General features: G+C 61.8%; 25 protein-coding genes, 1 tRNA gene, 1 pseudogene and 1 riboswitch. Of the genes and pseudogenes, 20 read left to right on the plus strand and 7 right to left on the minus strand.

Annotation, left to right across the window (positions count from 1 at the left end; genetic code table 11):
- The first annotated feature begins 745 nt into the window (after nucleotides 1–745).
- Nucleotides 746–1,123 carry a hypothetical protein gene (locus DMR_RS23230; RefSeq protein WP_015860174.1) on the plus strand — a complete coding sequence of 126 codons (378 nt, stop codon included), beginning with the start codon at nucleotides 746–748 and terminating at the stop codon, nucleotides 1,121–1,123.
- Here the strand turns inward: DMR_RS23230 and DMR_RS22350 are convergent.
- The 4 genes from DMR_RS22350 to DMR_RS06820 all read right to left on the minus strand — a co-directional run bounded on the left by DMR_RS22350 (nucleotide 1,033) and on the right by DMR_RS06820 (nucleotide 4,336).
- Nucleotides 1,033–2,916, minus strand: a complete 1,884-nt coding sequence (locus DMR_RS22350; protein ID WP_015860175.1) for an AAA family ATPase — start codon at nucleotides 2,914–2,916, stop codon at nucleotides 1,033–1,035. The two genes, DMR_RS23230 and DMR_RS22350, sit on opposite strands and share 91 nt — an antisense overlap.
- An 11-nt stretch (nucleotides 2,917–2,927) precedes the next feature.
- The gene (locus tag DMR_RS06815; protein ID WP_015860176.1) at nucleotides 2,928–3,134 is read right to left on the minus strand and encodes a helix-turn-helix transcriptional regulator; all 207 of its coding nucleotides are present in this window, start codon (nucleotides 3,132–3,134) and stop codon (nucleotides 2,928–2,930) included.
- A 189-nt stretch (nucleotides 3,135–3,323) separates the two neighbouring features.
- Complete coding sequence (locus DMR_RS24365) at nucleotides 3,324–4,028, minus strand: hypothetical protein (protein WP_148208379.1); 705 nt, start codon at nucleotides 4,026–4,028, stop codon at nucleotides 3,324–3,326.
- A 231-nt stretch (nucleotides 4,029–4,259) separates the two neighbouring features.
- Nucleotides 4,260–4,336 (minus strand) — tRNA-Met (locus DMR_RS06820).
- A 119-nt stretch (nucleotides 4,337–4,455) separates the two neighbouring features.
- Between DMR_RS06820 and DMR_RS06825 the strand changes: the two genes are divergently transcribed.
- The 7 genes and pseudogenes from DMR_RS06825 (at nucleotide 4,456) to DMR_RS06855 (ending at nucleotide 9,654) form a co-directional block, all read left to right on the plus strand.
- Nucleotides 4,456–4,725 carry a hypothetical protein gene (locus DMR_RS06825; protein ID WP_052279058.1) on the plus strand — a complete coding sequence of 90 codons (270 nt, stop codon included), beginning with the start codon at nucleotides 4,456–4,458 and terminating at the stop codon, nucleotides 4,723–4,725.
- A gap of 58 nt (nucleotides 4,726–4,783) precedes the next feature.
- Complete coding sequence (gene rpmH / locus DMR_RS06830; protein ID WP_006918232.1) at nucleotides 4,784–4,921, plus strand: 50S ribosomal protein L34; 138 nt, start codon at nucleotides 4,784–4,786, stop codon at nucleotides 4,919–4,921.
- Between the two features lie 14 nt (nucleotides 4,922–4,935).
- Nucleotides 4,936–5,316, plus strand: a pseudogene (gene rnpA, locus DMR_RS06835) (ribonuclease P protein component); the annotation flags it as partial.
- Nucleotides 5,301–5,555 carry a membrane protein insertion efficiency factor YidD gene (yidD, locus tag DMR_RS06840; protein WP_052278965.1) on the plus strand — a complete coding sequence of 85 codons (255 nt, stop codon included), beginning with the start codon at nucleotides 5,301–5,303 and terminating at the stop codon, nucleotides 5,553–5,555. The pseudogene rnpA and the gene yidD, both read left to right, overlap by 16 nt.
- A 35-nt stretch (nucleotides 5,556–5,590) precedes the next feature.
- A complete protein-coding gene (gene yidC, locus DMR_RS06845; protein WP_015860179.1) occupies nucleotides 5,591–7,189 on the plus strand; it encodes a membrane protein insertase YidC in 1,599 nt (532 codons plus the stop codon).
- A gap of 58 nt (nucleotides 7,190–7,247) precedes the next feature.
- On the plus strand, nucleotides 7,248–8,348 hold the full coding sequence (locus tag DMR_RS06850) for a protein jag (RefSeq protein WP_015860180.1): 1,101 nt from the start codon (nucleotides 7,248–7,250) through the stop codon (nucleotides 8,346–8,348).
- Between the two features lie 409 nt (nucleotides 8,349–8,757).
- Nucleotides 8,758–9,654 carry a DMT family transporter gene (locus tag DMR_RS06855; RefSeq protein WP_015860181.1) on the plus strand — a complete coding sequence of 299 codons (897 nt, stop codon included), beginning with the start codon at nucleotides 8,758–8,760 and terminating at the stop codon, nucleotides 9,652–9,654.
- 73 nt (nucleotides 9,655–9,727) lie between these two features.
- Here the strand turns inward: DMR_RS06855 and DMR_RS06860 are convergent, their stop codons facing one another.
- Nucleotides 9,728–11,104 (minus strand): LysM peptidoglycan-binding domain-containing protein, encoded by a 1,377-nt coding sequence (locus DMR_RS06860; RefSeq protein ID WP_015860182.1) that lies wholly within the window; start codon nucleotides 11,102–11,104, stop codon nucleotides 9,728–9,730.
- Nucleotides 11,105–11,323: 219 nt separating this feature from the next.
- Between DMR_RS06860 and DMR_RS06865 the strand changes: the two genes are divergently transcribed.
- Nucleotides 11,324–12,436, plus strand: a complete 1,113-nt coding sequence (locus tag DMR_RS06865; RefSeq protein ID WP_043600219.1) for a glycosyltransferase family 2 protein — start codon at nucleotides 11,324–11,326, stop codon at nucleotides 12,434–12,436.
- A 197-nt stretch (nucleotides 12,437–12,633) separates the two neighbouring features.
- On the opposite strand, the gene DMR_RS06870 is transcribed toward DMR_RS06865, so the two are convergent.
- Complete coding sequence (locus DMR_RS06870; RefSeq protein WP_015860184.1) at nucleotides 12,634–13,638, minus strand: zinc-binding alcohol dehydrogenase family protein; 1,005 nt, start codon at nucleotides 13,636–13,638, stop codon at nucleotides 12,634–12,636.
- 262 nt (nucleotides 13,639–13,900) lie between these two features.
- Here DMR_RS06870 and DMR_RS06875 point away from each other — a divergent pair, with 262 nt between their 5' ends.
- From DMR_RS06875 to DMR_RS06925, 11 genes are all read left to right on the plus strand, one after another.
- Nucleotides 13,901–14,530: a hypothetical protein gene (locus DMR_RS06875; protein WP_015860185.1), complete on the plus strand. Its 630-nt coding sequence runs from the start codon at nucleotides 13,901–13,903 to the stop codon at nucleotides 14,528–14,530.
- 63 nt (nucleotides 14,531–14,593) lie between these two features.
- The gene (cyoA, locus tag DMR_RS06880; RefSeq protein ID WP_015860186.1) at nucleotides 14,594–15,553 is read left to right on the plus strand and encodes a ubiquinol oxidase subunit II; all 960 of its coding nucleotides are present in this window, start codon (nucleotides 14,594–14,596) and stop codon (nucleotides 15,551–15,553) included.
- Between the two features lie 18 nt (nucleotides 15,554–15,571).
- On the plus strand, nucleotides 15,572–17,557 hold the full coding sequence (gene cyoB / locus DMR_RS06885) for a cytochrome o ubiquinol oxidase subunit I (protein WP_015860187.1): 1,986 nt from the start codon (nucleotides 15,572–15,574) through the stop codon (nucleotides 17,555–17,557).
- Between the two features lie 40 nt (nucleotides 17,558–17,597).
- On the plus strand, nucleotides 17,598–18,230 hold the full coding sequence (gene cyoC, locus DMR_RS06890) for a cytochrome o ubiquinol oxidase subunit III (protein WP_015860188.1): 633 nt from the start codon (nucleotides 17,598–17,600) through the stop codon (nucleotides 18,228–18,230).
- Nucleotides 18,227–18,550: a cytochrome o ubiquinol oxidase subunit IV gene (gene cyoD / locus DMR_RS06895; RefSeq protein WP_015860189.1), complete on the plus strand. Its 324-nt coding sequence runs from the start codon at nucleotides 18,227–18,229 to the stop codon at nucleotides 18,548–18,550. Before cyoC ends, cyoD begins: the two co-directional genes overlap by 4 nt.
- An 11-nt stretch (nucleotides 18,551–18,561) precedes the next feature.
- A complete protein-coding gene (gene cyoE / locus DMR_RS06900; protein WP_015860190.1) occupies nucleotides 18,562–19,467 on the plus strand; it encodes a heme o synthase in 906 nt (301 codons plus the stop codon).
- 53 nt (nucleotides 19,468–19,520) lie between these two features.
- A riboswitch (ZMP/ZTP riboswitch) is annotated at nucleotides 19,521–19,603 on the plus strand.
- Nucleotides 19,604–19,638: 35 nt separating this feature from the next.
- Nucleotides 19,639–20,898 (plus strand): serine hydroxymethyltransferase, encoded by a 1,260-nt coding sequence (glyA, locus tag DMR_RS06905; RefSeq protein WP_015860191.1) that lies wholly within the window; start codon nucleotides 19,639–19,641, stop codon nucleotides 20,896–20,898.
- 650 nt (nucleotides 20,899–21,548) lie between these two features.
- On the plus strand, nucleotides 21,549–22,115 hold the full coding sequence (locus tag DMR_RS06910) for an RNA polymerase sigma factor (RefSeq protein ID WP_015860192.1): 567 nt from the start codon (nucleotides 21,549–21,551) through the stop codon (nucleotides 22,113–22,115).
- The gene (locus DMR_RS06915) at nucleotides 22,112–22,771 is read left to right on the plus strand and encodes an isoamylase early set domain-containing protein (protein ID WP_015860193.1); all 660 of its coding nucleotides are present in this window, start codon (nucleotides 22,112–22,114) and stop codon (nucleotides 22,769–22,771) included. The genes DMR_RS06910 and DMR_RS06915 overlap by 4 nt, the downstream gene beginning before the upstream one ends.
- On the plus strand, nucleotides 22,755–23,696 hold the full coding sequence (locus DMR_RS25130; RefSeq protein WP_043600222.1) for a hypothetical protein: 942 nt from the start codon (nucleotides 22,755–22,757) through the stop codon (nucleotides 23,694–23,696). Before DMR_RS06915 ends, DMR_RS25130 begins: the two co-directional genes overlap by 17 nt.
- Before the next feature lie 103 nt (nucleotides 23,697–23,799).
- Nucleotides 23,800–24,060: a hypothetical protein gene (locus DMR_RS06925; RefSeq protein WP_043600224.1), complete on the plus strand. Its 261-nt coding sequence runs from the start codon at nucleotides 23,800–23,802 to the stop codon at nucleotides 24,058–24,060.
- 359 nt (nucleotides 24,061–24,419) lie between these two features.
- Here the strand turns inward: DMR_RS06925 and DMR_RS24375 are convergent, their stop codons facing one another.
- Nucleotides 24,420–25,031 carry a hypothetical protein gene (locus DMR_RS24375; protein WP_015860195.1) on the minus strand — a complete coding sequence of 204 codons (612 nt, stop codon included), beginning with the start codon at nucleotides 25,029–25,031 and terminating at the stop codon, nucleotides 24,420–24,422.
- Between the last annotated feature and the right edge of the window lie 46 nt (nucleotides 25,032–25,077).

Genomic DNA, 25,077 nt, shown 5'->3' on the forward strand with positions numbered 1-25,077 from the left:
CACAAGCAACAGCGTCCGGAGAACTCCCGATTATTACAGCGACTTGCTCTTTTTTTAACAACAAGGGGGCGGGGATGGTCATGGTGGCCTCGGGGCGAGGCGCGCAGGGAAACGGGAAAAGGCCCGAATCCCGAACGCTATGCCAAAAGACCTAGGCTAACCAGCCTAGTTTGTTGTCTTTTGGCACAGGGTTCGGAATTCAGGCCTTACTTCGGTGCCGGCGATACGCGCCGCTTTTGACTGGTGGCCTCTGGACTGGCGCTTTTTCCACCCCGGAGGGTTTCGGCATCTTCGGCCCGGCATGGGGCCTGAATGCAGCGCAATACGCAATCACATGAGATTAATCACGATTCCTCGCAAAATTGGGAGGAGTGATTGCGTACCCCCGGCGTTTCCTTGCCTCTATCTGTTTCGCCGGGCTTGCCGTTCTTCTCCGTTTCCGGCCTTGGCCGGAAACGGTCGTCAATCTTCGAATTCCAGGGCGCATGTTGCCTTATTTTTTCAGACCTGTCAAGACCGGGCTTGCCCCGGCCATGCTCCACTTGCTCCAATTTTGCTCCACTCAATCAACCAGCCCCGACCCGTCATGACCGGTCAGGCCCTTTGCAAATGATGGAATTATGGAATTTTTTAAAACTGGGCGGGACCAATGCTAGGCCATGATTGTGATTCGTAATCAGCAGGCGAAACCGGGCCAGGGCCAACCGATGTCTTTCTCAACTTGGCTGAAGGAAGCGATAGCGGCATGAGCGAAAAGCGCGCCAAGGAAACTACCATTTTGCTCCGCAACCAGGGCAAAAGCGTCAAGCTGGAACTGTTCCCGGCAACGGCCTGGGGAGGCCCGGCAGGCTGTTACCGCCTGCGCCTTGACGGCTGCTGGCACAGCCCCGGCGGCGGCAAGCACGAATTCTTCGCGCCGGCCGGCGTCGCCGGGCTCGTTGTCGCGCTGGTCTGCGGCGCTTCGGTGCAGCCCGAGGAATGCCCCGGGCTTCGCCGAGGCGACCGGGTACGCGTCCCAAACGGGACAGGCGCTTACGACAAGACCTTTGTGTCCGGCCCGCCGATCCTGGGGCGAGGGGAGGTGCTGCTTTTTGTGGGCAAATGTTTGTCGAGGGTCCGCTGAACCGTGCTTTTGGGAATGTCTGTGAGCTTCGCTATCTCTCGTACGCTTTTGCCCTGGTCGGCGAGACTGAGGATCTTGTCGACATTTTCTGAAAGGGGGTGCGTCGTCCATTGGAACGTGCCGTCCTTGGCGACCAGTCTGGCGACGAAAGGATCGGCTCCGCTGCCGGCCAAGCCTCTGGCTTTTTGAAGATGCACCTCGAAACGCGCGCCATCGGCTGGAGTGTGGTCTTTGACGGGCAACAGCGCGATCACGGTGTCCATAACGTCTTCGCGGGACGAGGTGCCGCGTTGGCCGCCGTTTTTGTTGGCATGGTGCACCACGACGACAGCGATGCCGCATCTTCTTAAGGATAAAAGCCAGGCCTGGACCGGCAGCCAGCTTTCGGCCTCGTTTTCCTTGCCGATCCGGCAAAGCGTCGCCAGATTGTCGAGAATGAGCAATTCCACCCCGGCAAGCGCAGGGTCAAGGGCCGCTTGGCCTTCCGGCGTGGCGAGGTTTGCCAGGAAATCGGGCTGGCAGTCCGGCGTGATGATCCGCAACTGCTCCGGGACGGGGCCGCCGTATCCTTTGACGATGCCGGACAGTCGTTCCTGCAGCATCCAGCCTGGCATTTCGCCGTCCACGAAGAGCACATTTCGAGGGCGGGGCGTCTTCCAGCGCAACACGGCCTGCCCAGCGGCCACGCCATAGGCCAAGGTCAGGGCCAGAAAGGTTTTGCCCAGCCCCCGGGGGGCGTAGAGCAAGGCCAAGCCCTGGCTCGGCAGAATCGGGTCCAGGATGTGTTCGCGCTTGGGAAAGCCGTAAGCAAGAAAGTCAGACGCGGAGAGCACGACAATCGGGGCCTTGGCTCCGGTTGTCTGGCCGCCTGCAACTGGAGGCGTAGCGGGGGGCTCGGCCTTGGCCAGGCTGACCTTGACCGCGTCCAGTCCTTCCGAGGCCGCCAGGTCATTGAAGTCCGTCTTCCCGGCTGGTTCCTTGAAGTCAGGCGCGGCAACCCGGGCTTGGACAGCCAGGGCGGCTGCGACGGCGTGGTCGATGCCGGGGTTTTTCCCGTATCTGGCGGCCGTCTCGTGGTCGTTGTCTGCACAGATAACCATCGGACGGCCGGGGAAGGCTTGGCGGGCCGTCTCGGCGACGGACCGCAAGTTGTGGCAGGTGAAACAGACAAGCACGGTCCCCTTGGCGGCTGCGTGGATGGTCGCACCGATCGCATACCCTTCGACAAGGTAAAGCGGGCCGTCATTGCCCTCGATCCGGAAGAAGCCGCCACGGATTTTCCCGCCGGCAAGGAACCTCTTCTCTCCCTTCGCGGTGATGAACTGCAGGGACATGGGGGTGCCGTTGGCATCACAGATGGGAACTGCCAGCCGTCCGTCCCTGGTGACGTAAATCTTGTCATGTGGTCTGACGCCCTTGCGAACAAGATAGGGGTGATCGTCTGGGGCGGGGCGGGCCGTCTTTAAGATGTTTTGGGCTGTGCGGCAGGCGGTAGCGTGCCGTGCATCGTCAGCTTGCTGTCGGGCTCTTCGGGTTTTCTCGATGCGGGCTTGTGCTTCTTTTGAGAGAGGGGTGGAGGACTTGTCTCTCCAGACGCCTTCCTCGCCGGTTCGGAAATTCCAGCAATGCCCGTAGGCGGGAGAATCGGGATAGAGCAGGTAGGCACCGTCTGCGCCGCGCTCTTTGCCGGCTGTGCCGCATCGGTGGATCGCGCCGTCAGCAATGATATCGACTGGGCGCAGGCCTGCGCTTTCGAGGAACGCCCGGAATTCGCTCCAAAGCTCTGTCGCCATGCTCACGGACCTCAACGAACGGATGACGGGGGCATGGCATCTGCGGTGAAGACCTTGCGCGCCTCGCGGAAGGCGTCGAGGTCTGTCGGATCGTAGACCACCACTTTGCCGAGCTTGTAGTAGCGCGGGCCACGGCCCTTGCAGCGCCAGACTTCGAGGGTTCCGGGCGAGACGCCCAGGTATTCGGCGGCTTCACGGGTACGAAGGCTTCGAGGCATATGGCATCTCCTTGAAGGCAGTTAAACTGCCCATGGGATGCCCGGGGGAGGGAAAAGAAGGAAGGTCTCCAGCAACGTAAAGGTCTCCAGCGACGTGAGGAAGGTATCCAGCGACGTGAAATAGGGGGTCAAGCGACGTGCAGCCAAGCTGACGTCGTTTGAGAGGGAGGGGGAAACGCGCAGGCGATTTTATGATGTTCCTTTTAAATCATCGGGCAAGCCACGTCGGAAAGCTTCGAAGCCTGCACTCCTGGGCAGAGTGTCGTTGTCTGCAGCCCAAAGAACACGCCACATGTTTTTATGCTGCTCTATCGATTTAGGCTTGCCGTTACGAGTACACGTGACGGCTAAAGATACAGCCTTTTCAACAGTGATGGTCCAGTCGGCTATTGCCCTGTCTTGGCGAGATTGTGTTGCACGGTCAGTCTTTAGTTGCTGAGTTCCTTGTGAAGACTTATTTGTCTTTTGTTTGAGTGTTTCAAGTTCATTCCTCAGCCTTGATATTTCTTCTTGAGATGAAATGAGTAGCTTTTTGTAATCAACAATGCTGCTGTCCCATGATGAGATTGGCAGTGTATCGATGATTCTCTTTATCCCGGGCTTGTCCTGCTCGCTGGTCAGGAATGCAACGAGCTCATCTTTTTTGAATTTCAGGTCGCGCAATTCATCAGGGGCGTCAAGCCACCGATAATAAATTGTATCGCCTTCTCCAAATGGACCAAGATCGCCCGTTAGATAGACGCATCCGATGGGAAGATCTTCTTCGTCTTGTCGTTCAATTACTCGCTTCCCATCTCTGTTATATGCCGGAAGTCCTTTTGCAATAAACAGCGCTTGTTCGAATAAGCTGACCTCGTACGATTCAAGGGCTTTGACTGGTATCCATCTGCTCATGTCGCACTCTCGCATCTTGAAAATTGACAACGCATAGGGATGTCGGCGCGAACTCGGCCTTGGAGCGGGCTTGAGGTGACGCTTACTATACTGTTGCTTGAAAATGAACTGGGAGGTGATGGGGGGCGGGGGATCGCAGGCTTTCCAGGGGGTTGTTCGCTCGTGGTTAGGAATAGGTTAGGAAAAAGAAAAAGGGCCTACAGCGTTTTTGCTGTAAGCCCTTGGACTTCCTGGTTGCGGGGGTGGGATTTGAACCCACGGTCTTCGGGTTATGAGCCCGATGAGCTACCGGTCTGCTCCACCCCGCGTCGTGGAGAAATGTATCTAGGCAAAACGGCGCTCACCGTCAAGCAGAAATTTTGAAAAACTGGCATTTCTTTGTGCGGTGTTTTGTGATAGACTGAAAAAACAAATGGTTGGCGATAAAATGGAAACACAAGTTCTGGTTGGCGCGGGCTTGGCCTGCTTCGGGGCTTCCCTGTTTGGCCAAAAACGGGCAAGGTGGCTGGCCCTGGGCGGGGGTGGGCTTGTCACCCTGGCCGCCTGGGCCGAGGCCGATCCCGTTTTGGGCCTCGGCGGGCTGGCCGCCGCGCTGACCGTCTGGTTCGGCCAACGTGCCGGTTCGCGGCGGGGAGCCCGGGGCCTGGAGCCGCGCCCCGATACCCCTATGGCGGAGACGTTCCGCAAACTTCCTTGACGAGCGGGGGGAAGACGGCTATTGAAAAACGTTCACCACAATTCTTTGGAGATTATGCATGAGCAAGAAGACATACCAGCCGAGCAAGATTCGCAGAAACCGCAGCCACGGCTTTCTGGTGCGTTCCCGGACCAAAAACGGACAGGCCATCCTGCGCCGTCGTCGGGCCAAGGGCCGCAAGCGCCTGGCCGTCTAGTCTTTCCTCCGGCGCACAGGCTCCGGACGGGTAGGGAATTCGCGGCCTGCTTCGAAGCAGGCCGCCGTTACCATGGCAAGGCTTTCCTGCTCTTTGTCCTGCCGCGAGCGGAGGCGAACGCGCCCTGGCGGCTTGGCATGGCCATCAGCAAAAAAGTCGGCAACGCCGTCGCGCGTAACCGCGTCAAGCGGGTGGTGCGCGAATGTTTTCGTTTGTGCGCCCCCCAGGCCGTGGCCGGCCTGGACGTCGTCGTCGTTGCCAAGAAATGCCTCGACCCGCGCCGGTTGGACCTGCATCAGGCCATAAGCGATTTGCGCCCGCTCCTTATCAGGATGGCCAAGGACCTCGACCGCCCGGCTCGGCCGGGAAGCGTGGACCCATGCGACGCGCCGTGATCTGGGCTCTCAAATGCTATCAGCTGGCCATCTCGCCGCTTAAGCCCGCGTGTTGCCGGTTTGCGCCCTCCTGTTCCGCCTACGCCGTCGAAGCCGTGGAGCGCTTCGGCGTGGCTCGCGGCGGTCTGCTCACCCTCTGGCGGCTTCTGCGCTGCCACCCCCTGGCCCGTGGCGGGTACGATCCCGTGCCTGCCGTATTTCCGCATCTCCTGCGCGCTCCCTGGCGCGCTTCGCCATGACGGCGCATCCACACTTCGACGGGATATGAAGGACAATGGAAAACAAACGCGTAATTTTGGCCGTGGCCCTTTCTCTTGCCGTCCTGGTCGGCTGGAATTTCCTCTTCCCCCCCGCAAAGCAGGCGCCCAAGCCTGACGCCGCCGTCAGCCAGCAGGACGCTCCGGCCCAGTCCAGCCCGGCCGCGCCCGCCGCCAAGGCCGAAACCCTGGCCGCCTTCGCCCCCACCCCGGGCAAGAGAATCACCATCGACACGCCGCTGTATACCGCCGTCCTCAACTCCACCGGCGGCGTCCTCGAACAGTTCGCCCTCAAGAACTACCGCGAGACCATCAAGCCCGATTCGCCCCTGGTCAACCTCATCGACGACAAGGCCAAAGCCAAAGCCCCGCTGGGCATCATCTTAAACGGCTCCCCCACCTGGCAAAACGTCGATTGGTCGGCCGAAGGCGGGGATCTCAAGCTCGAAGCCGGCGCGGCCGGAACGGTGGTCCTGGCCGGCCGCATGGGCGACGTGGTCGTCAAACGCGAACTGACGTTTTCCGGCGACTCCTATATTATTGATGAAAAGTTCTCCCTGTCCAACAATGGCGGCGCGCCCCTGCGCAACCGTCTGTCCCTGACCGTGGCCGTGGACCGCCTCTCGGCTGCGGACGACTCCTACAACCCCACCCAGGCCGCCTTCTACGGCGCGTCGGGCCTTGACCTCGAAAGCGGCGACAAGAAGCTGGCCGAGGGCGTGGCTCCGGAAAAGCCCATGGAGTGGGGCGCGGTCATGAGCAACTACTTCCTCGTCGGCATCGTGCCCGAGGCCGCCGATCTGCGTGGCAAGGCCAAGCTTGAGGACGGCGTGTTCCGCGTGGCCCTGGACAAGGACGGCCTGGAGGTCCCGGCCGGTGGTCGCTCCGATCTCTCCATTGCCTATTTCCTCGGTCCCAAGGTGCCCAAGTACCTGGAAATGGCCCCGCACAAGCTGGTCGCCTCCATCGACTACGGCTGGTTCGACTTCGTGGCCAAGCCGCTTATCAAGCTCCTGCACTTCTTTTATGACTATGTCGGCAACTACGGCGTGGCCATCATTTTGCTGACCATCCTCATCAAGCTCATCTTCTGGCCCCTGTCCCAGAAGTCCTACAAGTCCATGGATCAGATGAAGAAGCTGCAGCCGCTGCTCACCCAGCTTCGCGAGAAGTACAAGGATGACCGGCAGAAGATGAATGAAGAGATGATGCAGCTGTACAAGACCTACAAGGTCAATCCGGCCGGCGGCTGTCTGCCCATGATCGTGCAGATCCCCGTCTTTTTCGGGTTGTACCAGGCGCTGCTGCATTCCATCGAACTGCGCCACGCCTCGTTCATCACCCATCTGCCCTTCACCAATATGATCTGGCTGGCCGACCTCTCGGCCAAGGACCCATTCTACATCACGCCGCTGATCATGGGCGCGACCATGTTCCTCCAGCAGAAGATGACCCCGGCTCCGGGCGATCCCACCCAGGCCAAGGTCATGCTTTTTATGCCCGTCATCTTCACTTTCATGTTCCTCAACTTCCCCTCCGGACTGGTCGTGTACTGGCTGGTCAACAACGTCATTTCCATCGCCCAGCAGGGATGGATGCTCAACAAGAAGTCCTGACGCCTCGTCAGCGAGCATCCGGCCGCGAACAGATGGAAGCGCAACGCAAGGAGCAACTATGAGCGAATGGAAGACCTACAGCGGCAAATCCGTGGACGAGGCCATGGAAGAAGCCTGCCGCAGCCTGAGCGCGCCCCGGGAAAAGCTCGAGGTCGAAATCCTCTCCGGCGGCTCGTCGGGCATCTTTGGCCTTGTCGGCAAGAAAAAGGCCCAGGTCCGGGCCCGGCTGCGCGAAGAGGTCAATCTCCTCTCCGACATGGGCGGCAAGGGCGAGCGCCGGGACAATGACCGCCGTGACGGCGGCCGGCGGGGCAACCAGCGCCAGGCCGATGCCCCGCGCCAGGACGGGCAGGCCAAGGCCGCGCCCAAGGCCGAACCCAAGCCGGCCCCTAAGGCCGCGCCCACGCCCGCGCCGGTTGAAGAACGGCCGGCCCCTGTCCAGAGCGCCGCGCCGACTGCACCGGCCGCGCCGAGCGCTCCGGCCCCCAAGGCCGAAACACCGCCGCCTCCGCCCCGCCAGGCCGCGCCCGCTATGTCGGACCTTTCCGGCGACGACGAACCTTTTGAGGATGACTTCGACGACGCCCGCGACCAGAGCGAGGCCGATTCCGGCCGGTCCGGCCGCGAATCCCGTCGAGCAGCGCCAGCTGCCGAGCCGCAGCCGCTGACGCCCGAACTCTCGGCCATCGTGCGTGAGGCCATGGAGCACATGCTCGACGGCATCCTTGGCCAGCGTCCCGAATTCGAGATCTCCGGCCACAGCGAACGCGTTTCCGTGCTGATCTTTGACGAAGAAAATTCCGGCCTGCTCATTGGCCGCGAAGGCCAGACCCTGGCCGCCATCCAGTACATCGTCAACCGCATCGTCATCCGTCGCCACGGCAGCCCGGTCAAGGTCCAGATCAACACCGGCGAGTACCGCGAGCGCCAGGACGACAACCTGCGCAAGATGGCCATTTTCCTGGCCGACAAGGCCAAGACCCTGGGCCGTCCCCAGTCCACCAAGCCCCTGTCCTCCTACCACCGCCGGGTGGTGCATCTGGCCTTGCAGGAAGACGAGGGCATCTCCACCCGTTCCAAGGGCGAAGGGCCGCTCAAGCGCGTGCTCATCCTGCCACGCGGCGGCCGGGGCGAGTCCCAGTCCAGCCAGCGTTCCTAAGCGCGCCGGCGGCGCACCAATCATGTTCGCAAGCGGCGGGGTATCATGCCCCGCCGTTGTTGTTTGCGGCGGCTGCGCTACTGTTCGGTGAAGGGCGGGGCTTTATCGGACGCCCACCACCCAACAGCGCGAAGCTTGGTTGTGGACAGGGCGACGGGCAGCAATGTCTTCGGCATTCTCGGGAACCATCTTGCAGGGAGAGGCTTCCAGGCGCGATCAGGGCCGCATTCCCCTCGACCTTGCAGCGCATTTCCTATACAAGCCCGGTTTCCGCCACGCCCATGACCGGGATGTTGCCTGGATGCGCCGCGCTGGCGGCCCCGGGGCACAGGCCGCGCCGTATCCGGCGGCCGTCCTGTGCGGTCGGCTGTTTCAGGCCGGGCCGAGGGCAGGGCGGCAAGGAGGAACCATGCGCAAGGCTTCGCTTCGGGCCGACATCCTGTGTCTTGTCACCGCGCTTATCTGGGGTTTTGCCTTCGTGGCCCAGCGGATGGGCATGGACCATATCGGCCCCATGGCCTTTAACGGCATCCGCTTTGCTCTGGGGGCCATGGTGCTTGCCCCCTTGGCCATTCGCTCCCTGCGCTATCCGCCGCCGGCCCCATTTTTGCCCGGGGCCAAGGACGGCTTTCCCTGGCTCGGGGGACTCGCGGCCGGCGGCGTGCTCTTTGCCGGCGCGACCCTGCAGCAGGTGGGGATGCTCTATACCACGGCCGGCAAAGCCGGCTTTATTACCGGGCTGTATGTGGTGCTGGTACCGCTTTTGGGTCTCTTCTTCGGCCAGAAGGCGGCTCGGGGCGACGTCATCGGGGCGGTGGCCGCCGCCGTGGGCTTGTATTTCCTGTCCGTCACCGAGGATTTCACCCTGGCCCCGGGCGACGGCCTGGAACTGATCGGCGCGGTGTTCTGGGCCGGCCATGTGCTGGTCATCGGCTGGCTTTCCCCGCGCACCCGGGCGCTGCCCCTGGCCTTGGCCCAGTATGGCGTGTGCTCCATCCTGAGCCTGACGGCGGCGGTGATCTTCGAGGACACCACTTGGGCCGGCGTTGCCGGCGCGGGCTGGGCCATCCTCTACGGCGGCGTGCTGTCCGTGGGCGTGGCCTACACCCTGCAGGTGGTGGCCCAGCGCGACGCCAACCCCACCCATGCCGCTGTGCTGCTCAGCTTCGAGACGGTGTTCGCGGCCGTGGGCGGGGCGCTGTTTCTGGACGAGAGTCTGGGCGGGCGCGGGCTTTTTGGCTGCTGCCTGATGTTCGCCGGCATGTTGGCCGCCCAGCTGTGGCCGCGCAAGCCTGCCTCGGCCTGAGGGTGAGGCGGACACTCCCCATAAAAAAAGCCCGGCCGGAGCCGGGCTTTTTTTATGGGCTAGTGAACGCTGCCTACTGGCAGAGTTTTTCCTTCTTGACGCTTTCGAGGAGTTCGCAGTCGCCCAGCGAACAGGCCTTCTGGTAGTCCTGGCACATGGGGCCGTACTGCTTGAGGCGCAGGTAGGTGAATCCCCGGCCCTTGTAGTAGTCGGCTTCGGTGGGGCCAAGGCTGATGGCCTTGTTGAAGTCCTCAACGGCCTGCTGGTACTTGTCGGACCGGGCGCGGCTCAATCCCCGCATGGAATAGGCCAGGGCGAAGCTGGGGTTTTTCTCGATGGCCTTGGTATAGTCGTCGATGGCCTTGGGATACTGGGCCAGGTAGTAGTGGGCGTGGCCCCGGCTGGCGAAGAAATCGGCCCGGTTGGGATTGAGCTTGATGGCCTTGTCAAAAAATTCGATGGCCTTTTGGAATTTGTTTTGCTTGCCGAATTCGATACCCTTTTCAAAGGCTGCTTCGGCATCGGCAGAATCCCGGCTTTCGGGCAGGGCCGGGGTCGGGTCGGCCGTTTCCGCGGCGCGGGACGGCTTGGCCGGAGCCCGTTCGGGCACGGCCTCGGGTTCGGCCTCGGGCAGGCCCCGCCCGGGCAATTCGGCTTCGGCCGCCTTGGCCGCCGCCGCCGCCGGGATGGTCAGCTTCTGGCCAGCGTGGAGCTTCTTGCCCATGTCGGGGTTGAGCCGGGCAAGTTCTTTTACGCTGATGTGGTAGCGCTTGGCCACGGAATCGGGCGTTTCGTTTTTGCGCACGGTGTGGCTGATGGTGGCGTCGTGGCTTTCAGTGGACTTGGCCGATTTGGCCGAAGGTTTTTCGCCCGGTTCGGGCTTGGCGTGATCGGCCTTGGCCGGCGCGCCGCCCGGCAGTACCAGGACATCGCCGATGAGCATCTTGTTCGGCTTAAGATTCTTATTGGCCTTTAAGAGGTCGTCAACGCTGACGCCATGTTTGGCGGCGATGCCGCCCAGGGAGTCGCCTTTTTTAACGGTGTAGCTGCCGCCGTGGCCGGACGGGGCAGGAGCCGGGGCACCGGTGCTGGAGGTGGCGGATTTTTTCTCTTTCTCCCGGTCCCGGGCTTCGGCGGCGCGTTCCTTGGGCGAGGTCGGCTCAGCTTTCGCCTTGTCCTTGTGGGCAGGCTCTTTGTCCGGGGCTTTCTTGTCGGCCTTGGCCGGAGCGGAGCTGCCGGGGATGGTCAGGCTGTCGCCGATGAGCATTTTGTTCGGCTTGAGGTTCTTGTTGGCCTTGAGCAGCTCGTCCACGGAAATGTTATGCTTTTTGGCGATGGACTGCGGCGTGTCCCCGGCCTGGACGGTATAGGCGTCCGCCTGGGGGGGGAGGCTTGCCACGGCCAGGCCCAGGCAGATAAGGGCGGAAAGAAAAGCTGAAATTCGAGGCATGGCACCACCTTGGTACGATCTTACGGGTCATGAGTCATCGAAGGTGAACAAGTTTGAAGTGTTCGTTCTAGACTACCTCGGCCCAAGGGGCAACGTTTTTCCAAATACGAAAGATTACAGGAAAATGAAAATGTTGTTCATGTTGGCCGGGGCAGTCTTTGATCGGCCGCGCACGTTGTTCATCGCGGTGACACGCCGCCAGTGGGAGGGGAAATAGGCATGAAGCGCCCGAGTCTGGCCGTGACGCTCGTCACCTACACCTACAACGACCACGCCCTGGCGGCCGGGCTGCTGGCCGAAGCCGCGTCCTGGGAGGGCGTGCCCCGGGAATGCGTGGTGGTGGACGACGGTTCGGCCGTGCCCTTTGCCGCGCCGGACGCGGTCCCGGTTCCCCGGGTGGTGCGCCTGTCCCCCAACCAGGGGCCGGCCCGGGCCAAGGCCGCCGGCATCGGCGCGGCCGGGAGCCGGTTCGTGCTGTCGCTCGACGCCGACATCCGCCTGCCGCCGGACTGGCTGGTCCGCTGCCTGCCCGAAGCGGCCCGGCCCGAGGTCGGCATCGTGGCCACGCCCATCGTCAACGACGCTGGAGAGGGTCTTTTGGCCGACTACCAAAGACTGCGCTACAGCCTGGCCAACGGCTTTTCCGGCGACGCCCAGGTCGCGCCGGCCGGCGTATGGCTCATGCGCCGCGAGGTCTGGCAGCGCCATGGCTTCCACGACTTTGCCGGCCGGCTCCATGAAGACGTGCTTTTCAGCCGTACCCTGCGCGCCGCCGGCCTGGCCCTGCGCGTCCTGCCCGGCCCACCGGCCCGACAGATCCGGCGGCTGTCCCGCACCACCATGGCCCGGCGCGGCTGGACCTGGCAGGGGCCGGAGTTTCTGGAGGCGGCCAAGGCCAATCCCATTGATCCGGCCAACGCCCTGCTTGTGGCCGTGGGCCGGCGCATGGAACGCCACCGGGCCGTCAATCCTGCCTTTGTCTACTATGACTGCCTGTATCTGGCCCACGCCCTGGTCGAAATCCTGACCCGGGCCGGCTACGGCGACGAGGCGGCAGCCCTGCCGGCGGCCCTGGCGGCGATATTGCCCGAACCCCGTGCCGGCGCGTATCTGCTGGCCGACTTGGCCCGGCTGGGCCATGGGAATGCGCCGGACGAATCGGCCGGACAGGCGTTTCCCCTGGCCGCCGCCCTGGGCCAGGGACTGGCCTCCCTGCTGCCGCCGGACGCGGGGGCGGCCCTGGCCGCCGCCCTGCCCGAGCTGGCTGCCGAGGACGCCCGGGAGGATTGGGATTTTTCCTTCTACGACGGCTTGCCGCCCGGGTCGAAATAGAGCCCGGCCGCAGCCTGGGGCGATGCCGGGCCGGAGCGTTATGGGAACGCCCCGGCCCGGACCGTGGGTATAGGCCAAGTCCGCCGACGCGGCCTCGTGTCGGGTCCACGAAAAGCGCATAGAGCGTTTCGTGGACAATGTATTGAAACAACCTGTTTTTCTTGAAAATATGATCGTATTTTTTAAGGGATGCTCCGCTAGACCGTGATGACCTGCTTGCCGACCATGGTGCCGCTGCGCTGGCGCTGGTGTGCCTGGCGTACGTTCTCGACGGTGAGGCCCTTGGCGGTCAGGGCCAGGGTGGGGCGCAAACGCCCGGCGTCGAGGAGTCCGGCTATCTGCTGCAAAATTTCCCCTTGGCGGGCCATGTCCGGGGTGGCGAACATCGAACGGGTGAACATGAATTCCCAGCACAGGCGCACGGCTTTTTGCTTGAATGCCGTGATGTCCAGCGGCCCGGACGGATCGTCGATGAGGCAGACCGAGCCTTGTGGCGCGATGACCCGGGCCATGGCCGTCCAGTGCTCCTCCATGTGGGTGGTGCAGTAGATGGCGTCGAAATCGCCCAGCCCGGCCGCCTCGGCCTCGGCCGCCAGATCGCCCCGGCCAAGGACATTTTTTGCCCCGATTTCCAGACACCAGGCGGCCGATTCCGGCCGGCCGGCCGTGGCCGTGACGTCAAGGCCGGCCCAGGCGGCCAGCTGGATGACCATGGACCCGACTCCGCCGGCCCCGCCGACGACCAGCAGGCCGCGGCCGGCATTGGCTCCCTCGGCCGCGGTGAAGCCCAGCCGGTCGAACAACCCTTCCCAGGCCGTGAGGCTGGTCAGCGGCAGGGCGGCGGCCTGCTCCGGGGACAGGCTTGCCGGAGCCGGGGCGACAAGGCGTTCGTCCACGGCCTGATAGTCGGCGTTGCAGCCGTCGCGGGTGATGGAGCCGGCGTAGTAGACGGTCTGCCCTGGCGTGAAGCGGCCGGCCTTCACGCCCACGGCCTCCACCATGCCCTGGGCGTCCCAGCCCAGGATCCGTTCCTGACCAGGGGCCAGCCGATCAAAGACCTTGGTGTCCACGGGGTTTACACCCACGGCTTGCAGGCGCACGACAATATCGTGCGCTCGGGGTTCGGGCTCGGGCAGTTCCTTTTCCGTAAAGGCCTGGGGCGCTTCGGGATCGAAGCCGCCCGTGGCGATGATGGCTTTCATGGGTGCTCCTGGGGTTGCGGGCAACAGGGGCGGGCCGACGCTGCGGCCGCCCCGGGTTTGAGGCCACTGTGGCACGATTGGCCGGGATGGGAAACGGATTTGGGGGCGTCTTCCGAGTCTGCCATGGAATTTCCGGTCCCTCCCTCTGGGCCGGACGCTGCCGCCCCACGGACCCCGCCGCGACATTTTCGCCGCTGGCGCATTGACTTGCTCCCGGGAAACCGCAATAAGCTCAAGCATATCTCCATGTCAGGAGGCGAGCATGGGCACAAGCGACGGACGGCTCGGGGCCGTGGCCAATTTTTTCATCAAGCACGCGCTGGCGATTTTCCTGGTCGCCACCCTGGTCTGCCTGCTGCTGGTCGCTTCGCTGACGAGCGTGCTGAAGCCCCATGTGGTCGGGGCGTGGCTGCTTGTCGGCATCCTCACCTCGCTGCTGTTTTCCGGCGTGGCCCTGGTGGTGGTGCTGGCCATGGCCGCCGTGGACAAGGCGCGCCACCTGAAACTCATCACCTACCAAGACAAGCAAAGCCTGGCCCTGCGGGAGCGCTTCGAACTGGAAAAGATCGGCGCGGCCGATCTCTACTCGCCCTATTTTCGGGTCCATGAGGGGAAAAGCTTCGTCAAATGCGAACTCACCGGCCCGGGTTCCATCTTTCTCCAGGATTCGAGCACGCTGGAGGATTGTTCCTTCCATCTGTGCGACATCGTGGTGGTGGCCGCCGACGAGCGGGTGAACACGGCGGCCTATTTTCAGCGCTCGACCTTCACCGGCTGCCGCTTCGTCAATCTCGTCATCTACATGACCGAGGCCATGTCCGCCGGAGCCCTTGGCGGGCGCTGCGGCGTGGAGACCGGCGATTTGTGCGTGCTTGGCCGCAAGGCGGGGTGACCATGTCCCTGCCGCTGTCCCTGTAGCCCTGATCCTCTTGCACCGCGCAACGTGGGAGAGACCATGAAACGCAACACCGCTTCCGCCTTCGCCGCCGTCCTGGGGCTGTGCGCCCTGGCCGCCCTTTCGGGATGCAGCGAACTGGCGCTGCTCGATCCCAAGGGACCCATCGGCGAGGCCGAGCGCCGGCTCATCTTCATCGCCTTCGGGCTCATGCTCATCGTGGTCATCCCGGTCATCGTCATGGCCGTGTGGTTTCCCCACAAGTACCGGGAGTCCAACACCGAGGCCGAGTATGCGCCCAAGTGGAGCCATTCGGGCAAGATCGAGCTGGTCATGTGGCTGATCCCCATGGTCATCGTCATCCTGCTCTCCACGCTGCTGTGGATCGAGACCCATCGCCTGGACCCCTACAAGCCCCTGGCCGCGCCGGACAAGCAACTGCCCGTCGAGGTGGTGAGCCTCGATTGGAAATGGCTTTTCATCTATCCCCGGCAGGGCGTGGCCGTGGTCAACGAGCTGGTCTTCCCGGCCGGGATGCCCCTGGCCTTTGACATCACCTCCGACACGGTCATGACCTCGTTTTTCATCCCGCGCCTGGGCAGCCAGATCTACGCCATGGGCGGCATGCGCACCAAGCTGCATCTGCTGGCCGACACCGAAGGCGAGTACGTCGGCCAGAACCAGCAGTTCAGCGGCGCGGGCTACCCCGACATGTTCTTCCCGGCCCGGGCCGTCTCCCAGGCGGGGTTCGACGCCTGGCTGCAAAAGGTCAAAGCCTCGCCCGAGACCCTGAACATGACCCGGTTCGACGAACTGCGCAAACCCGGCGTCGCGGCCGCCCCGGTCTATTTCTCCAAGATTGAGCCGGGCATCTTCGAGGCCATACTCGGCAAATACGACCCCATGACCAAGCAGGGCTCGCCCCAGCCGGCCGGGCCCGGCGGCTACGGCGGCCATGGCGGCCATGGCGGACAAGGCGGGCACGGCGGCCAAGCCGGCTCCCAGGGACACGGCCAATAGGCCAGGAGGACCAGTCACATGTTCGGAAAACTCACCCTCGCCGCCGTCCCCTACCATGATCCCATCGTCATGGGCGCGGTGGTCGGTTCGCTTTTAGGCGCGCTGGCCGTTCTGGGGCTCATCACCTACCTGAAGAAATGGCCGTACCTCTGGTGCGAGTGGCTCACCAGCGTGGACCACAAGAAAATCGGCATCATGTACATCATCTTGTCGCTGATCATGCTGCTGCGCGGTTTTTCTGACGCCATCATGATGCGGGCCCAGCAGGCCATGGCCGTGGGGGCGTCCCCGGGCTTTTTGCCGCCTGACCACTTCAACCAGGTGTTTTCGGCCCACGGCACCATCATGATCCTGTTCATGGCCATGCCGTTTCTCTCGGGCCTGATGAACATCGTCATCCCCCAGCAGATCGGCGCGCGCGACGTCGCCTTTCCCTTTCTCAACGCCGTGAGCCTGTGGCTGTCCGTGGCCGGGGCGCTTTTGGTCATGGTCTCCCTTGGCGTGGGCGAATTCTCCAAGGCCGGCTGGTCGGGCTATACGCCGCTGACCGAACTGGCCTACAGCCCGGACACCGGCGTGGACTACTGGCTGTGGTCCATCCAGATATCCGGCGTCGGCACGCTGTTAACCGGCATCAACTTCCTGGTGACCATCATCAAGATGCGCGCCCCGGGCATGACGCTCATGCGCATGCCGCTGTTCACCTGGACGGCGCTTCTCACCAACATCCTGATTATCTTCGCCTTCCCCATGCTCACCGCCGCGCTGTTCATGCTGTCCCTGGACCGCTATCTCGGGATGCACTTTTTCACCAACGATCTTGGCGGCAACACGATGATGTACATCAACCTCTTCTGGACCTGGGGCCATCCGGAAGTCTACATCGTCATCCTGCCGGCCTTTGGCATCTACTCCGAAGTGGTGGCCACCTTCTCCAGAAAGCGCATCTTCGGCTACACCTCCCTGGTCTACGCCACGGCCGTCATCATGTTCCTGTCGTTTGCCGTCTGGGCTCACCATTTCTTCACCATGGGCACCAGCGCCAACGTCAACATCTTCTTCGGCATTTCCACCATGGTCATCGCCATCCCCACGGGCGTGAAAGTCTTCAACTGGCTTTTCACCATGTACAAGGGCCGGGTGCGCATGACCACGCCCATGCTCTGGACCATCGGCTTTTTGACCACCTTTGTGCTCGGCGGCCTTACCGGCGTGCTCATGTCCATCCCGCCTGCCGACTACGTGCTGCACAACAGCCTGTTTCTCATCGCCCACTTCCACAACATGCTGATTCCCGGGACGCTTTTCGGGTTCCTGGCCGGTTTCGCCTACTGGTTCCCCAAGGCCACGGGCTTCAAACTGGACGAAACCTGGGGCAAGCGCTCGTTTTGGTGCTGGCTCATCGGCTTTTACATGTCCTTCGTGCCGCTCTACGTGCTGGGCTTCATGGGCATGCCCCGGCGGATGCAGCACTATGACAACCCGGCCTGGCAGCTGCCGCTGATTATCGCCGCCGTGGGTACGCTCATTATCGCCGCCGGCATCGGCTGCATGCTCATGCAGTTGTTCGTGAGCTTCATGAAGCGCAAGGCCAACGCCGACACGACCGGCGACCCCTGGGACGGCCGCACCCTGGAATGGGCCACGGCCTCGCCCCCGGCCGTGTACAACTTCGCCGTCATCCCCGAGGTGCACGACATCGACGCCTTCTGGGACATGAAGGAGCGCGGCGTGGCCTACGCCCGCCCCGATCATTACGAGGACATCGTCATGCCGAAAAACTCCTGGCACGGCTTTGTCCTGGGCGTGGTCGCCTTTGTCTTCGGCTTCGCCGTCATCTGGCACATCTGGTGGCTGGCGGCGGTAACGACCCTGGGCATGATCGCCGTGGTCACGGCCCGGGGCTGCGCCGACGACCTGTTCATGGTCATCCCGGCCGAGGAAGTGGCCCGCATCGAGGACGCGCGCGTCCGGCCGGCGCTGCCCGGATCGACCGGCTCATAAAGACCCAAGCCAACGGCCCAAAGCCTTGTTGGAGGAACGCATGACGACAGCGCAAACGGCCCATCTCCCGGGCGCGCCCGGCCACGAGGCCCATGGCGGCAATGGCAGCCATGACATGGGCGAGATCCAGGCCTTCGGGTTCTGGCTCTACCTGATGAGCGATCTCATCGTCTTCTCGGCCCTTTTCGCCACCTATGTGGTCATGGCCCACAACTACGCCGGCGGACCCACGCCCAAGGACCTCTTCGAGCTGCCGGCCGTGCTCGTGGAAACCATGCTGCTTTTAACCAGCAGCGCGGCCTACGGCCTGGCCATGGTCGCCATGCACAAGGGCGACCTGCGCTCCGTGCGCCTGGGGCTTGTGGCCGCTTTTGCCCTGGGGCTGGGGTTTCTGGTCATGGAACTGGCCGAGTTCCACCATTTTATCGGGATCGGGGCCGGCCCGGACCGTAGCGGCTTTCTCTCGGCCTTTTTCACCCTGGTCGGCACCCACGGCCTGCACGTGACCTTTGGCCTGCTGTGGATCGTGGTCATGCTGGCCCAGCTTGCGTCCAAGGGCCTCACCGCCCCGGTCAAGGGGCGGCTTACCCGCCTGGGCATGTTCTGGCATTTTCTCGACATCGTCTGGATCGGCGTTTTCACCGTCGTCTACCTGCTGGGGGTCGTGCAATGAGCCACTCGCCAACCGACAACGCCGGCGCGGCCGTGGGCACGGTCAAGTCCTACGCCCTGGGATTCGCCGCTTCCGTCGTCTTGACGCTTGTGTCCTTTGGCCTGGTCATGGGCGGGGCCTTGCCGCGCCTGCCGCTGATCCTGGCCCTTTTCGCCCTGGCCGTGATCCAGCTTTTCGTGCAGCTGCGCTATTTCCTGCACGTGGACCGGTCGTCGGCCATGTACTGGAACCTCATGGCGCTGCTTTTCACCTTCTTCCTCATGTTCCTGTTCATCGGCGGTTCCATCTGGATCATGTACGGCCTGCACGAGCGGATGTAAGCGGAGGCGGGGTGGGTTTTCGGGATTTTGTCGGCGTGGCCAAGCCGTGGCTGACGGCGGCTAATCTGGTCACGGCCGGGGCCGGGTTTTTCCTGGGTTGCGGCGGGGCCGTGGCCTGGGGCACGTTTTTCGCGGCCCTGGCCGGCATCGGGCTGGTGGTGGCCTCGGGTTGCGTCGCCAACAACGGCATCGACAGCCGCCTGGACCGGGCCATGGCCCGCACGCGCGGCCGGGCCATGGCCGCCGGCCGGATGCCGCTTTGGGTCGGCCTGGCCTACGCCGCCGTTCTGGGTTTTTTCGGCACGGCCGTGCTGGCCGTTTGGACGACGCCGGCCACGGTCGCCGTCACCCTGGGCGGCTTCGTGGTCTATGTCGGGGTCTACAGCGCCTGGCTCAAGCGCCGCTCGCCGGCCAGCACCGTGGTCGGCAGCCTGGCCGGCGCGGCCCCGCCGCTCGCCGCCTATTGCGCTGCCGGGGGAGACTTGGACCTTGGCGCGGTCATGGTGCTGACCCTTTTTTGCCTGTGGCAGGTGCCCCATTCCTACGCCGTGACCCTGCACCGCTTTGACGACTATGCCGCCGCCGGCCTGCCGGTGCTGCCGGTCAGGCAAGGCTTTGACGCCACGCGCCGCCACATCGTCTGGCACATCGCCGCCTTTGTCCTGGCCGCCGTGTTGTTGGGTGTGCTCGGCTACGCCGGCCAGGCCTATCTGGCCGTGGCTACGGTTTCGGGCGCGTGCTGGCTGGCCGTGGCCCTGCACGGCTACAGTGACGCCTTGGCCCGTGGCTGGGGCCGGCGGGTCTATCTCGCCTCCATCGTGGTGGTCTGCCTGCTGGCCCTGGCCCTGGCCCTGGACCCGGCCAAGCGCGGTGATGCGGGCGACAGTCTGGCCGACGCCCCGACCGCCCAAAGCTGATCGCCCCTTGACGGCCCGCCCGTCCCGGCGCTAGAGAGAAACCGCCTTAATAATCCGTTTCGCGTGACTGGCGAGAACAGTGGGACACCACGAGGAAGCGCGAAACCTGCCATAGCCGCTCGCCTGGGCTGCGTCGTCACCGACGCCAACCTTCCCGACCAGGAGGAGCCCATGCGCGCGTTCTACGATCTCCTTTCCGCCACCGATCCCGAAGTGTTCGCCACCCTTGCCGGCGAGGAAAACCGCCAACGCTTGGGCATCGAACTCATTCCGTCCGAGAACTACACCTATCCCGAAGTGCTGGCCGCCCTCGGCAGCGTGTTTACCAACAAGTACTCCGAAGGCTACCCCGGTCGGCGCTACTACGGCGGCCAGGAGTTCACGGACCAGATCGAGAATCTGGCCCGGCAGCGGGCTTGCGCGGTCTTTGGCTGCGAGCACGCCAACGTCCAGCCCCTGTCCGGCTCGCCCATGAACCAGGCCGTATACCTCGGTCTGCTGGAGCCGGGCGACACGATTCTCGCCATGGACCTGTCCCACGGCGGCCATCTCACCCACGGCGCGCCGGTCTCCCACATGGGGCGGCTTTTCAACTTCGTGCGCTACAAGACCAATCCCGGCGACGGGGCCATCGACTTCGACGTGGTGCGCGCCCTGGCCCGGGAGCATAAACCCCGGCTCGTGCTGTGCGGCTACACCTCCTACCCCCGCGACCTCGACTACGCGGCGTTTAAGGCCATCGCCGACGAGGTCGGGGCCTACACCATGTGCGACGCCTCGCACTATGCCGGGCTGGTGGCCGGCGGCGTCATGCGCAATCCCTTTGACGCGGGCTTCGACGTGGTGACCACCACCTCCCACAAATCCTTGCGCGGTCCGCGCGGCGGCATGATCCTGTGCCGCAAGGCGCTTGGTCCGGCCATCGACAAGTCGGTGTTCCCGGGCTTGCAGGGCGGGCCGCACATGAACGTCATCGCCGGCATCGCCATCACCCTGGGCAAGGCGCTCGCCCCGGAGTTCAAGGTTTACGCCGCCCAGGTGCTGGCCAACGCCCGCCGTCTGGGCGCGGAGCTGGCTGGGCGCGGCGTGTCGCTTATCACGGGCGGCACGGACAACCACATGCTGGTGGCCAACACCCAGGCGAGCTTCGGCCTGGACGGGCGCACGGCCGAGGAGTTGCTCGACGAGGCCGGGCTGACCACCAACAAGCAGATCATCCCGGACGATCCCAACCCGCCGCTTAGGCCCTCGGGCATCCGCCTGGGCACGCCGGCGGCCACCACGCGCGGCATGGGCGAGGCGGAGATGGTCAAGCTCGCCGGCTGGATCGCCGAGGTTTTGGCCAGCCCGACCGACGCGGCCAAGCGCGCCGCCGTGCGGGCGGAAGTGGCGCAGCTGTGCGGACGGTTTCCGGTGCCGGGGCTGGAGTAGGGGAGAGGGCGGAATAACGGCAGCGGGCGAGGCCGGAGGCGGGCCTGCTGATCCCATTTCACAGGGCCTTGGGTAGGACAGCCCGCACCCTGTCCTTTTGCGGGCCGCATCCTGCCCGAATGTGATTCAAAATTCCCTCGTTATCCTGTAGGGTTGGCCAAGAGGTTCTCCAACCCGGTTGTCCAAATGAAAAAGGGGATAGGTCGAATACGGCCTATCCCCTTGAAATATATGGTCGGGGCGAGGTGATTTGAACACCCGGCATCCTGCTCCCAAAGCCGCACTGGCCGTCTGTATCCTTTGAAATGATTGATGATTTCTTGGTGTGGGATAAGCCCCGTCGGACAAAAGCGATCTTCTCCAGGACATTCCCGATTCTCCAAAAGTTATCCAAATCCAGCGGTTATCCGGGCTGGAGAACCATATTTCCGCGTTATCAGGTAGGAAATATTGGGCCAGAGGAACAGGGACATATGGGACGCATTTTTCGCATCCTCTGCAGAAAAGGAGCGGGGCTGGGGGCGGTGAGCTGGTCGGATCCCCAGGGGACACATGGAACCCAAATTTTATTCTGTGTAAATTGTTCGCGCGATCCTTGTGACAAAAAGCCTCTGGCAAACGTATAGGAATAAAAGAGCTCCAGGCAATTTATGAACTACGATGACGAAACACAGCTTATCGAAGACATCCTTGATGGGGAGGCCGCCGCGTACGCCGTGTTGGTTCGTCGTTACCAGTCGCCGATTCATGGACTCATGTCGCGCATGTGCCGCAATCCCGAAGATGCCAGCGACCTGACCCAGGAAGCCTTTGTCGTGGCTTACGAAAAACTCGAAAAGTTCAAGGTTGGGGCGCGGTTTTTCCCCTGGCTTTACACGCTCAGTCTCAATATTGCGCGCGACCATCTCCGCAAGCAGGGGCGCGTGGAAATACCGGCGTCTGCGTTACATGATGGTTTCATGGAGAACATACAGGATGAAACAGCGGATGATGCTCTGATCGAAAAGATCGATAGTGAAAAGCTTTTCGCTGCAATGGACGCGCTCGGCCTGGAAACGAGGGAAGTGTTGATCCTGCGCTACCAAGAGGGCTTGTCCATTCAAGATATCGCGGATGCCCTGAAAATATCGGTGAGCGCCGTCAAAATGCGCATTTCCCGGGGGCTTGAACGATTGCGCGTAATATTTGTGGATTCCATCGGTGGGCAAGAAGCATGAACAAGAAAAATGAGGAACAAGCGGCGCGGGACTTACAACGCTTGGCCGGTGCCATTGCTGGCCTGCCGCGATCGGATCTCCCGGAACGGCTTTTGCCGCAGATCATGGCCCGCATTGGCCCCAAAGAACCATCTCCTTCGCGTCGATGCTGGAGATGGGTGCAGCGGTGGTTGCGTCGCTCCCGGGGAGTCGCCATTGGTGGCGCGACAGCTTTTGCCGTGGCAATGCTGATTTGGTCGGCAAGCACCTCCATGCGTCATACTTCCCAACCCACTTCGCCTACTGGGAAGGAGGTCGCATCGGAATCGACTGGATGGCGACTTGCCGGCAGCGGAGCCGGACAGGCAAAGGAAGTCACTTTTGTGGCGCGGTTCCCCGGCGCGCAGCAAGTGGCCGTGATCGGCTCCTTTAATGACTGGATGCCTGGGCGTCACGTCATGCACAAGGCCCTGGGAAGTGATGTCTTCTCACTGACAGTCAACTTGCCTTCCGGGCGGTATGTTTATGCTTTCCTCGTGGACGGCACGCTCCTGGAGACGGATTCCAGCGCTTTGCTTCAGGAAGACGACGGGTTTGGCCATACCAACTCTGTCCTTATCATTGAGGATGACAACGGCCGCCAGCAGGCAGGGGAACGTCATGCTCGTCCGCTTTAATCTTTTGATTGCGGGAGTTGTCCTTGCCATGACCTGTATCTGGCCCTCTGCGGGCTTATCAGAAGACCGCGTGGGACTCGTTGAAGCGATGGAGGCCGCGAGGACCGCCGGCCTCTCGCGAGTCGATATCGATCGCGTCTTGGGGTTTGGCTACCGTTTTGGGTTAAGCGAATCTGATACGGCGGTTTTTCTTATGATCGGGGGCAAGGCTTCGTCCTCAGGAGGCAACACGGCCTTCGTGATGGACAAGATTGAAGAGGGGTTGGCCAAGCATGTCCCGATTTCTCGCATTGAAGAGGCCGTACGGAACCAGCTTGAGGATTTTGCCTTCGCTCAGTGGCAGCTGGCAAACCGTCCTGGAGTGACAGCAGCTTTGAACGAGCGTTTGGCCCAGACGTTACGCATGGGGCTCTCACGGGGCGATATTGATATCTGTCTCTCCCACCCCGATCATTCGGCGCAGCAAGTCGTTTTGACTGCGGAATTTATGGCGGCCGTGCGTCAAGCCGGACTCCCTCCCGCCCTAGGGAACAGTTTGGTTGCACAAGTGCTTGAAGCCAAAAATTTTCCCTCTGGGCTTTTGGATATAGCAAGGTTCGTTCGCGATGCGAAGCAGGGTGGCAATCTCGATGCCTTGGTGGCGGAAGATGCTGCCAAGGTGATCACGGGAGATATGAGCGTTGCTCAGGCGCGACGAGCACTGGGCTTGGCTTCAGCAGACGGGGCATCAATCGCCGGCAGTGGCCAGGGCAAGTCTGCTGGCGCAGGTGTTGGTTCGGGTAAAGGGTATGGGCAGGGGAGTGGGAACGGTGGCGGAAATAGCTCTGGGGGCGGTTCGAGAGGAAGCGGCTCCGGCGGCAGTGGCGGGGGCGGCGGTGGTTCGGGTAGCGGCGGAGGAAGAGGGGGCGGTGGTGGCCGAAATTGAAAGTTAATATGGCAAGTGATTTTCGCGCAAAAAAAATGAAACCTAGGTGACCAAATTCTCGTCTCCCTCGTATATCAATATAAATAGCGAAAAGGAGGAAGTTATGCTGAGAAAAATGATGATTGTTGTCGCAATGTGTTGTTTTGGATTCATGGCCACAAACGTCTTTGCACAAAATGGTTTCGGCTTTAATGCAGGTGGTTATCAGGGGCAGCTTGCCGGAGGTGCAGGGGTTGGTGGCAACGGAACCTGCCAGTTGGGCAACGGTACGGGCCTTGAACTTGGCCTCATGTTTGGTTTTGGGGATGGTACGGAGCCGAGGCCTCAAGATGGAACGGGTTTTGGCGCGCCGACAAACCGATAATATCTTACTACGAAAGAACTAGCCCCCGCAGTCGTTATTTCGGCAATCGGATCATGGGCGGCCTGTCTCCGGGTGAGGTGGGCCGCTTTCTCGTTGCCGGGCAAAGTGGCTACTCTGAGACGTGACAGTTCAGCTATCACCGGGTGGACAATCTGACAAAGTCCACGTCGCTATCGATTGGATGCGGATGCGGTCGAGATATTCAACAGTGCCGCTCATGAGCTTTGCCTCAAACTGTTCCCGGTTCATCCCAAAGCTACGCCAAGGTTTTCTTGAAAGGTACGCCTCCTCTGACAAGTGCAGCTTTGCCCATGGCTTGGTTTGAGAGTGTGGCATAGCCCTGTTGTTTTCGTTTTAAGTTATTTTTTGACATAAAGTGCCAACGCTTTTTGTGCCAAAAAGTCTTCCCGAGTCATTCCTTTGATTATTTTTCTCTCCTTAAACAATCTCCTGTGTCCTATTTCTTTGACTATCGACCTAATAAACATCTTGAAAACCAAATAAACATCTTCGTCTTCAAATAATACGACTGCGCGATGCTTGAGCACAAGAACAAATCTTGTCTTGATTGATTTTGCGAATACGTTCTTTCTGCGAAAAAATGTCTGCGGCTTAACAAGCAAGTAGTACTGCTCTCTGTTGACTTGAACCTCAATCGAGTTGTGCTCGCTATTTATAAAAGAACTAAACTGAATGTCGTTGTTTAAGTACATCGACATTTTTTGGATATTTTTCTGGAAAAGCCTAAGCTTTCTTCTTCCAATACTGCATTTAACTTCATAGCTATCTATTGAATCATGCCTTAGGGTCTCATGTAAAATAACATCTCTAGGGTCGAAGTCGTACGATCGTTTTATTGTTCTCTTTTTTTTCTCAAACAGTTCTAGCCGTTCATTTTTTATCTTTCTATAGATATAAACATAAAAACACCCCAAAAGTAGTACTACAAGCAAGCCTTCTAGATTAATCATTGTTTCATCGTGTAATTGTTTGCCTGTTGCGTGCAATATGTATGTC

This window comes from Solidesulfovibrio magneticus RS-1, from assembly GCF_000010665.1.
Classification (GTDB): Bacteria; Desulfobacterota; Desulfovibrionia; order Desulfovibrionales; family Desulfovibrionaceae; genus Solidesulfovibrio; species Solidesulfovibrio magneticus.

What these genes read in the sequence shown, in the direction of transcription:
- DMR_RS23230 (WP_015860174.1), top strand. Translation starts at nt 746, where the DNA reads ATGAGCGAAAAGCGCGCCAAGGAAACTACCATTTTGCTCCGCAACCAG.
- cyoC (WP_015860188.1), top strand. Translation starts at nt 17,598, where the DNA reads ATGACGACAGCGCAAACGGCCCATCTCCCGGGCGCGCCCGGCCACGAG.
- DMR_RS06860 (WP_015860182.1), bottom strand. Translation starts at nt 11,104, where the DNA reads ATGCCTCGAATTTCAGCTTTTCTTTCCGCCCTTATCTGCCTGGGCCTG.
- DMR_RS06865 (WP_043600219.1), top strand. Translation starts at nt 11,324, where the DNA reads ATGAAGCGCCCGAGTCTGGCCGTGACGCTCGTCACCTACACCTACAAC.
- DMR_RS06850 (WP_015860180.1), top strand. Translation starts at nt 7,248, where the DNA reads ATGAGCGAATGGAAGACCTACAGCGGCAAATCCGTGGACGAGGCCATG.
- DMR_RS06925 (WP_043600224.1), top strand. Translation starts at nt 23,800, where the DNA reads ATGCTGAGAAAAATGATGATTGTTGTCGCAATGTGTTGTTTTGGATTC.
- DMR_RS22350 (WP_015860175.1), bottom strand. Translation starts at nt 2,916, where the DNA reads ATGGCGACAGAGCTTTGGAGCGAATTCCGGGCGTTCCTCGAAAGCGCA.
- cyoA (WP_015860186.1), top strand. Translation starts at nt 14,594, where the DNA reads ATGAAACGCAACACCGCTTCCGCCTTCGCCGCCGTCCTGGGGCTGTGC.
- DMR_RS24365 (WP_148208379.1), bottom strand. Translation starts at nt 4,028, where the DNA reads ATGAGCAGATGGATACCAGTCAAAGCCCTTGAATCGTACGAGGTCAGC.
- cyoB (WP_015860187.1), top strand. Translation starts at nt 15,572, where the DNA reads ATGTTCGGAAAACTCACCCTCGCCGCCGTCCCCTACCATGATCCCATC.
- DMR_RS06870 (WP_015860184.1), bottom strand. Translation starts at nt 13,638, where the DNA reads ATGAAAGCCATCATCGCCACGGGCGGCTTCGATCCCGAAGCGCCCCAG.
- glyA (WP_015860191.1), top strand. Translation starts at nt 19,639, where the DNA reads ATGCGCGCGTTCTACGATCTCCTTTCCGCCACCGATCCCGAAGTGTTC.
- yidC (WP_015860179.1), top strand. Translation starts at nt 5,591, where the DNA reads ATGGAAAACAAACGCGTAATTTTGGCCGTGGCCCTTTCTCTTGCCGTC.
- DMR_RS25130 (WP_043600222.1), top strand. Translation starts at nt 22,755, where the DNA reads ATGCTCGTCCGCTTTAATCTTTTGATTGCGGGAGTTGTCCTTGCCATG.
- DMR_RS06910 (WP_015860192.1), top strand. Translation starts at nt 21,549, where the DNA reads ATGAACTACGATGACGAAACACAGCTTATCGAAGACATCCTTGATGGG.
- DMR_RS06825 (WP_052279058.1), top strand. Translation starts at nt 4,456, where the DNA reads ATGGAAACACAAGTTCTGGTTGGCGCGGGCTTGGCCTGCTTCGGGGCT.
- DMR_RS24375 (WP_015860195.1), bottom strand. Translation starts at nt 25,031, where the DNA reads ATGATTAATCTAGAAGGCTTGCTTGTAGTACTACTTTTGGGGTGTTTT.
- DMR_RS06855 (WP_015860181.1), top strand. Translation starts at nt 8,758, where the DNA reads ATGCGCAAGGCTTCGCTTCGGGCCGACATCCTGTGTCTTGTCACCGCG.
- yidD (WP_052278965.1), top strand. Translation starts at nt 5,301, where the DNA reads ATGCGACGCGCCGTGATCTGGGCTCTCAAATGCTATCAGCTGGCCATC.
- DMR_RS06915 (WP_015860193.1), top strand. Translation starts at nt 22,112, where the DNA reads ATGAACAAGAAAAATGAGGAACAAGCGGCGCGGGACTTACAACGCTTG.
- cyoD (WP_015860189.1), top strand. Translation starts at nt 18,227, where the DNA reads ATGAGCCACTCGCCAACCGACAACGCCGGCGCGGCCGTGGGCACGGTC.
- DMR_RS06875 (WP_015860185.1), top strand. Translation starts at nt 13,901, where the DNA reads ATGGGCACAAGCGACGGACGGCTCGGGGCCGTGGCCAATTTTTTCATC.
- DMR_RS06815 (WP_015860176.1), bottom strand. Translation starts at nt 3,134, where the DNA reads ATGCCTCGAAGCCTTCGTACCCGTGAAGCCGCCGAATACCTGGGCGTC.
- rpmH (WP_006918232.1), top strand. Translation starts at nt 4,784, where the DNA reads ATGAGCAAGAAGACATACCAGCCGAGCAAGATTCGCAGAAACCGCAGC.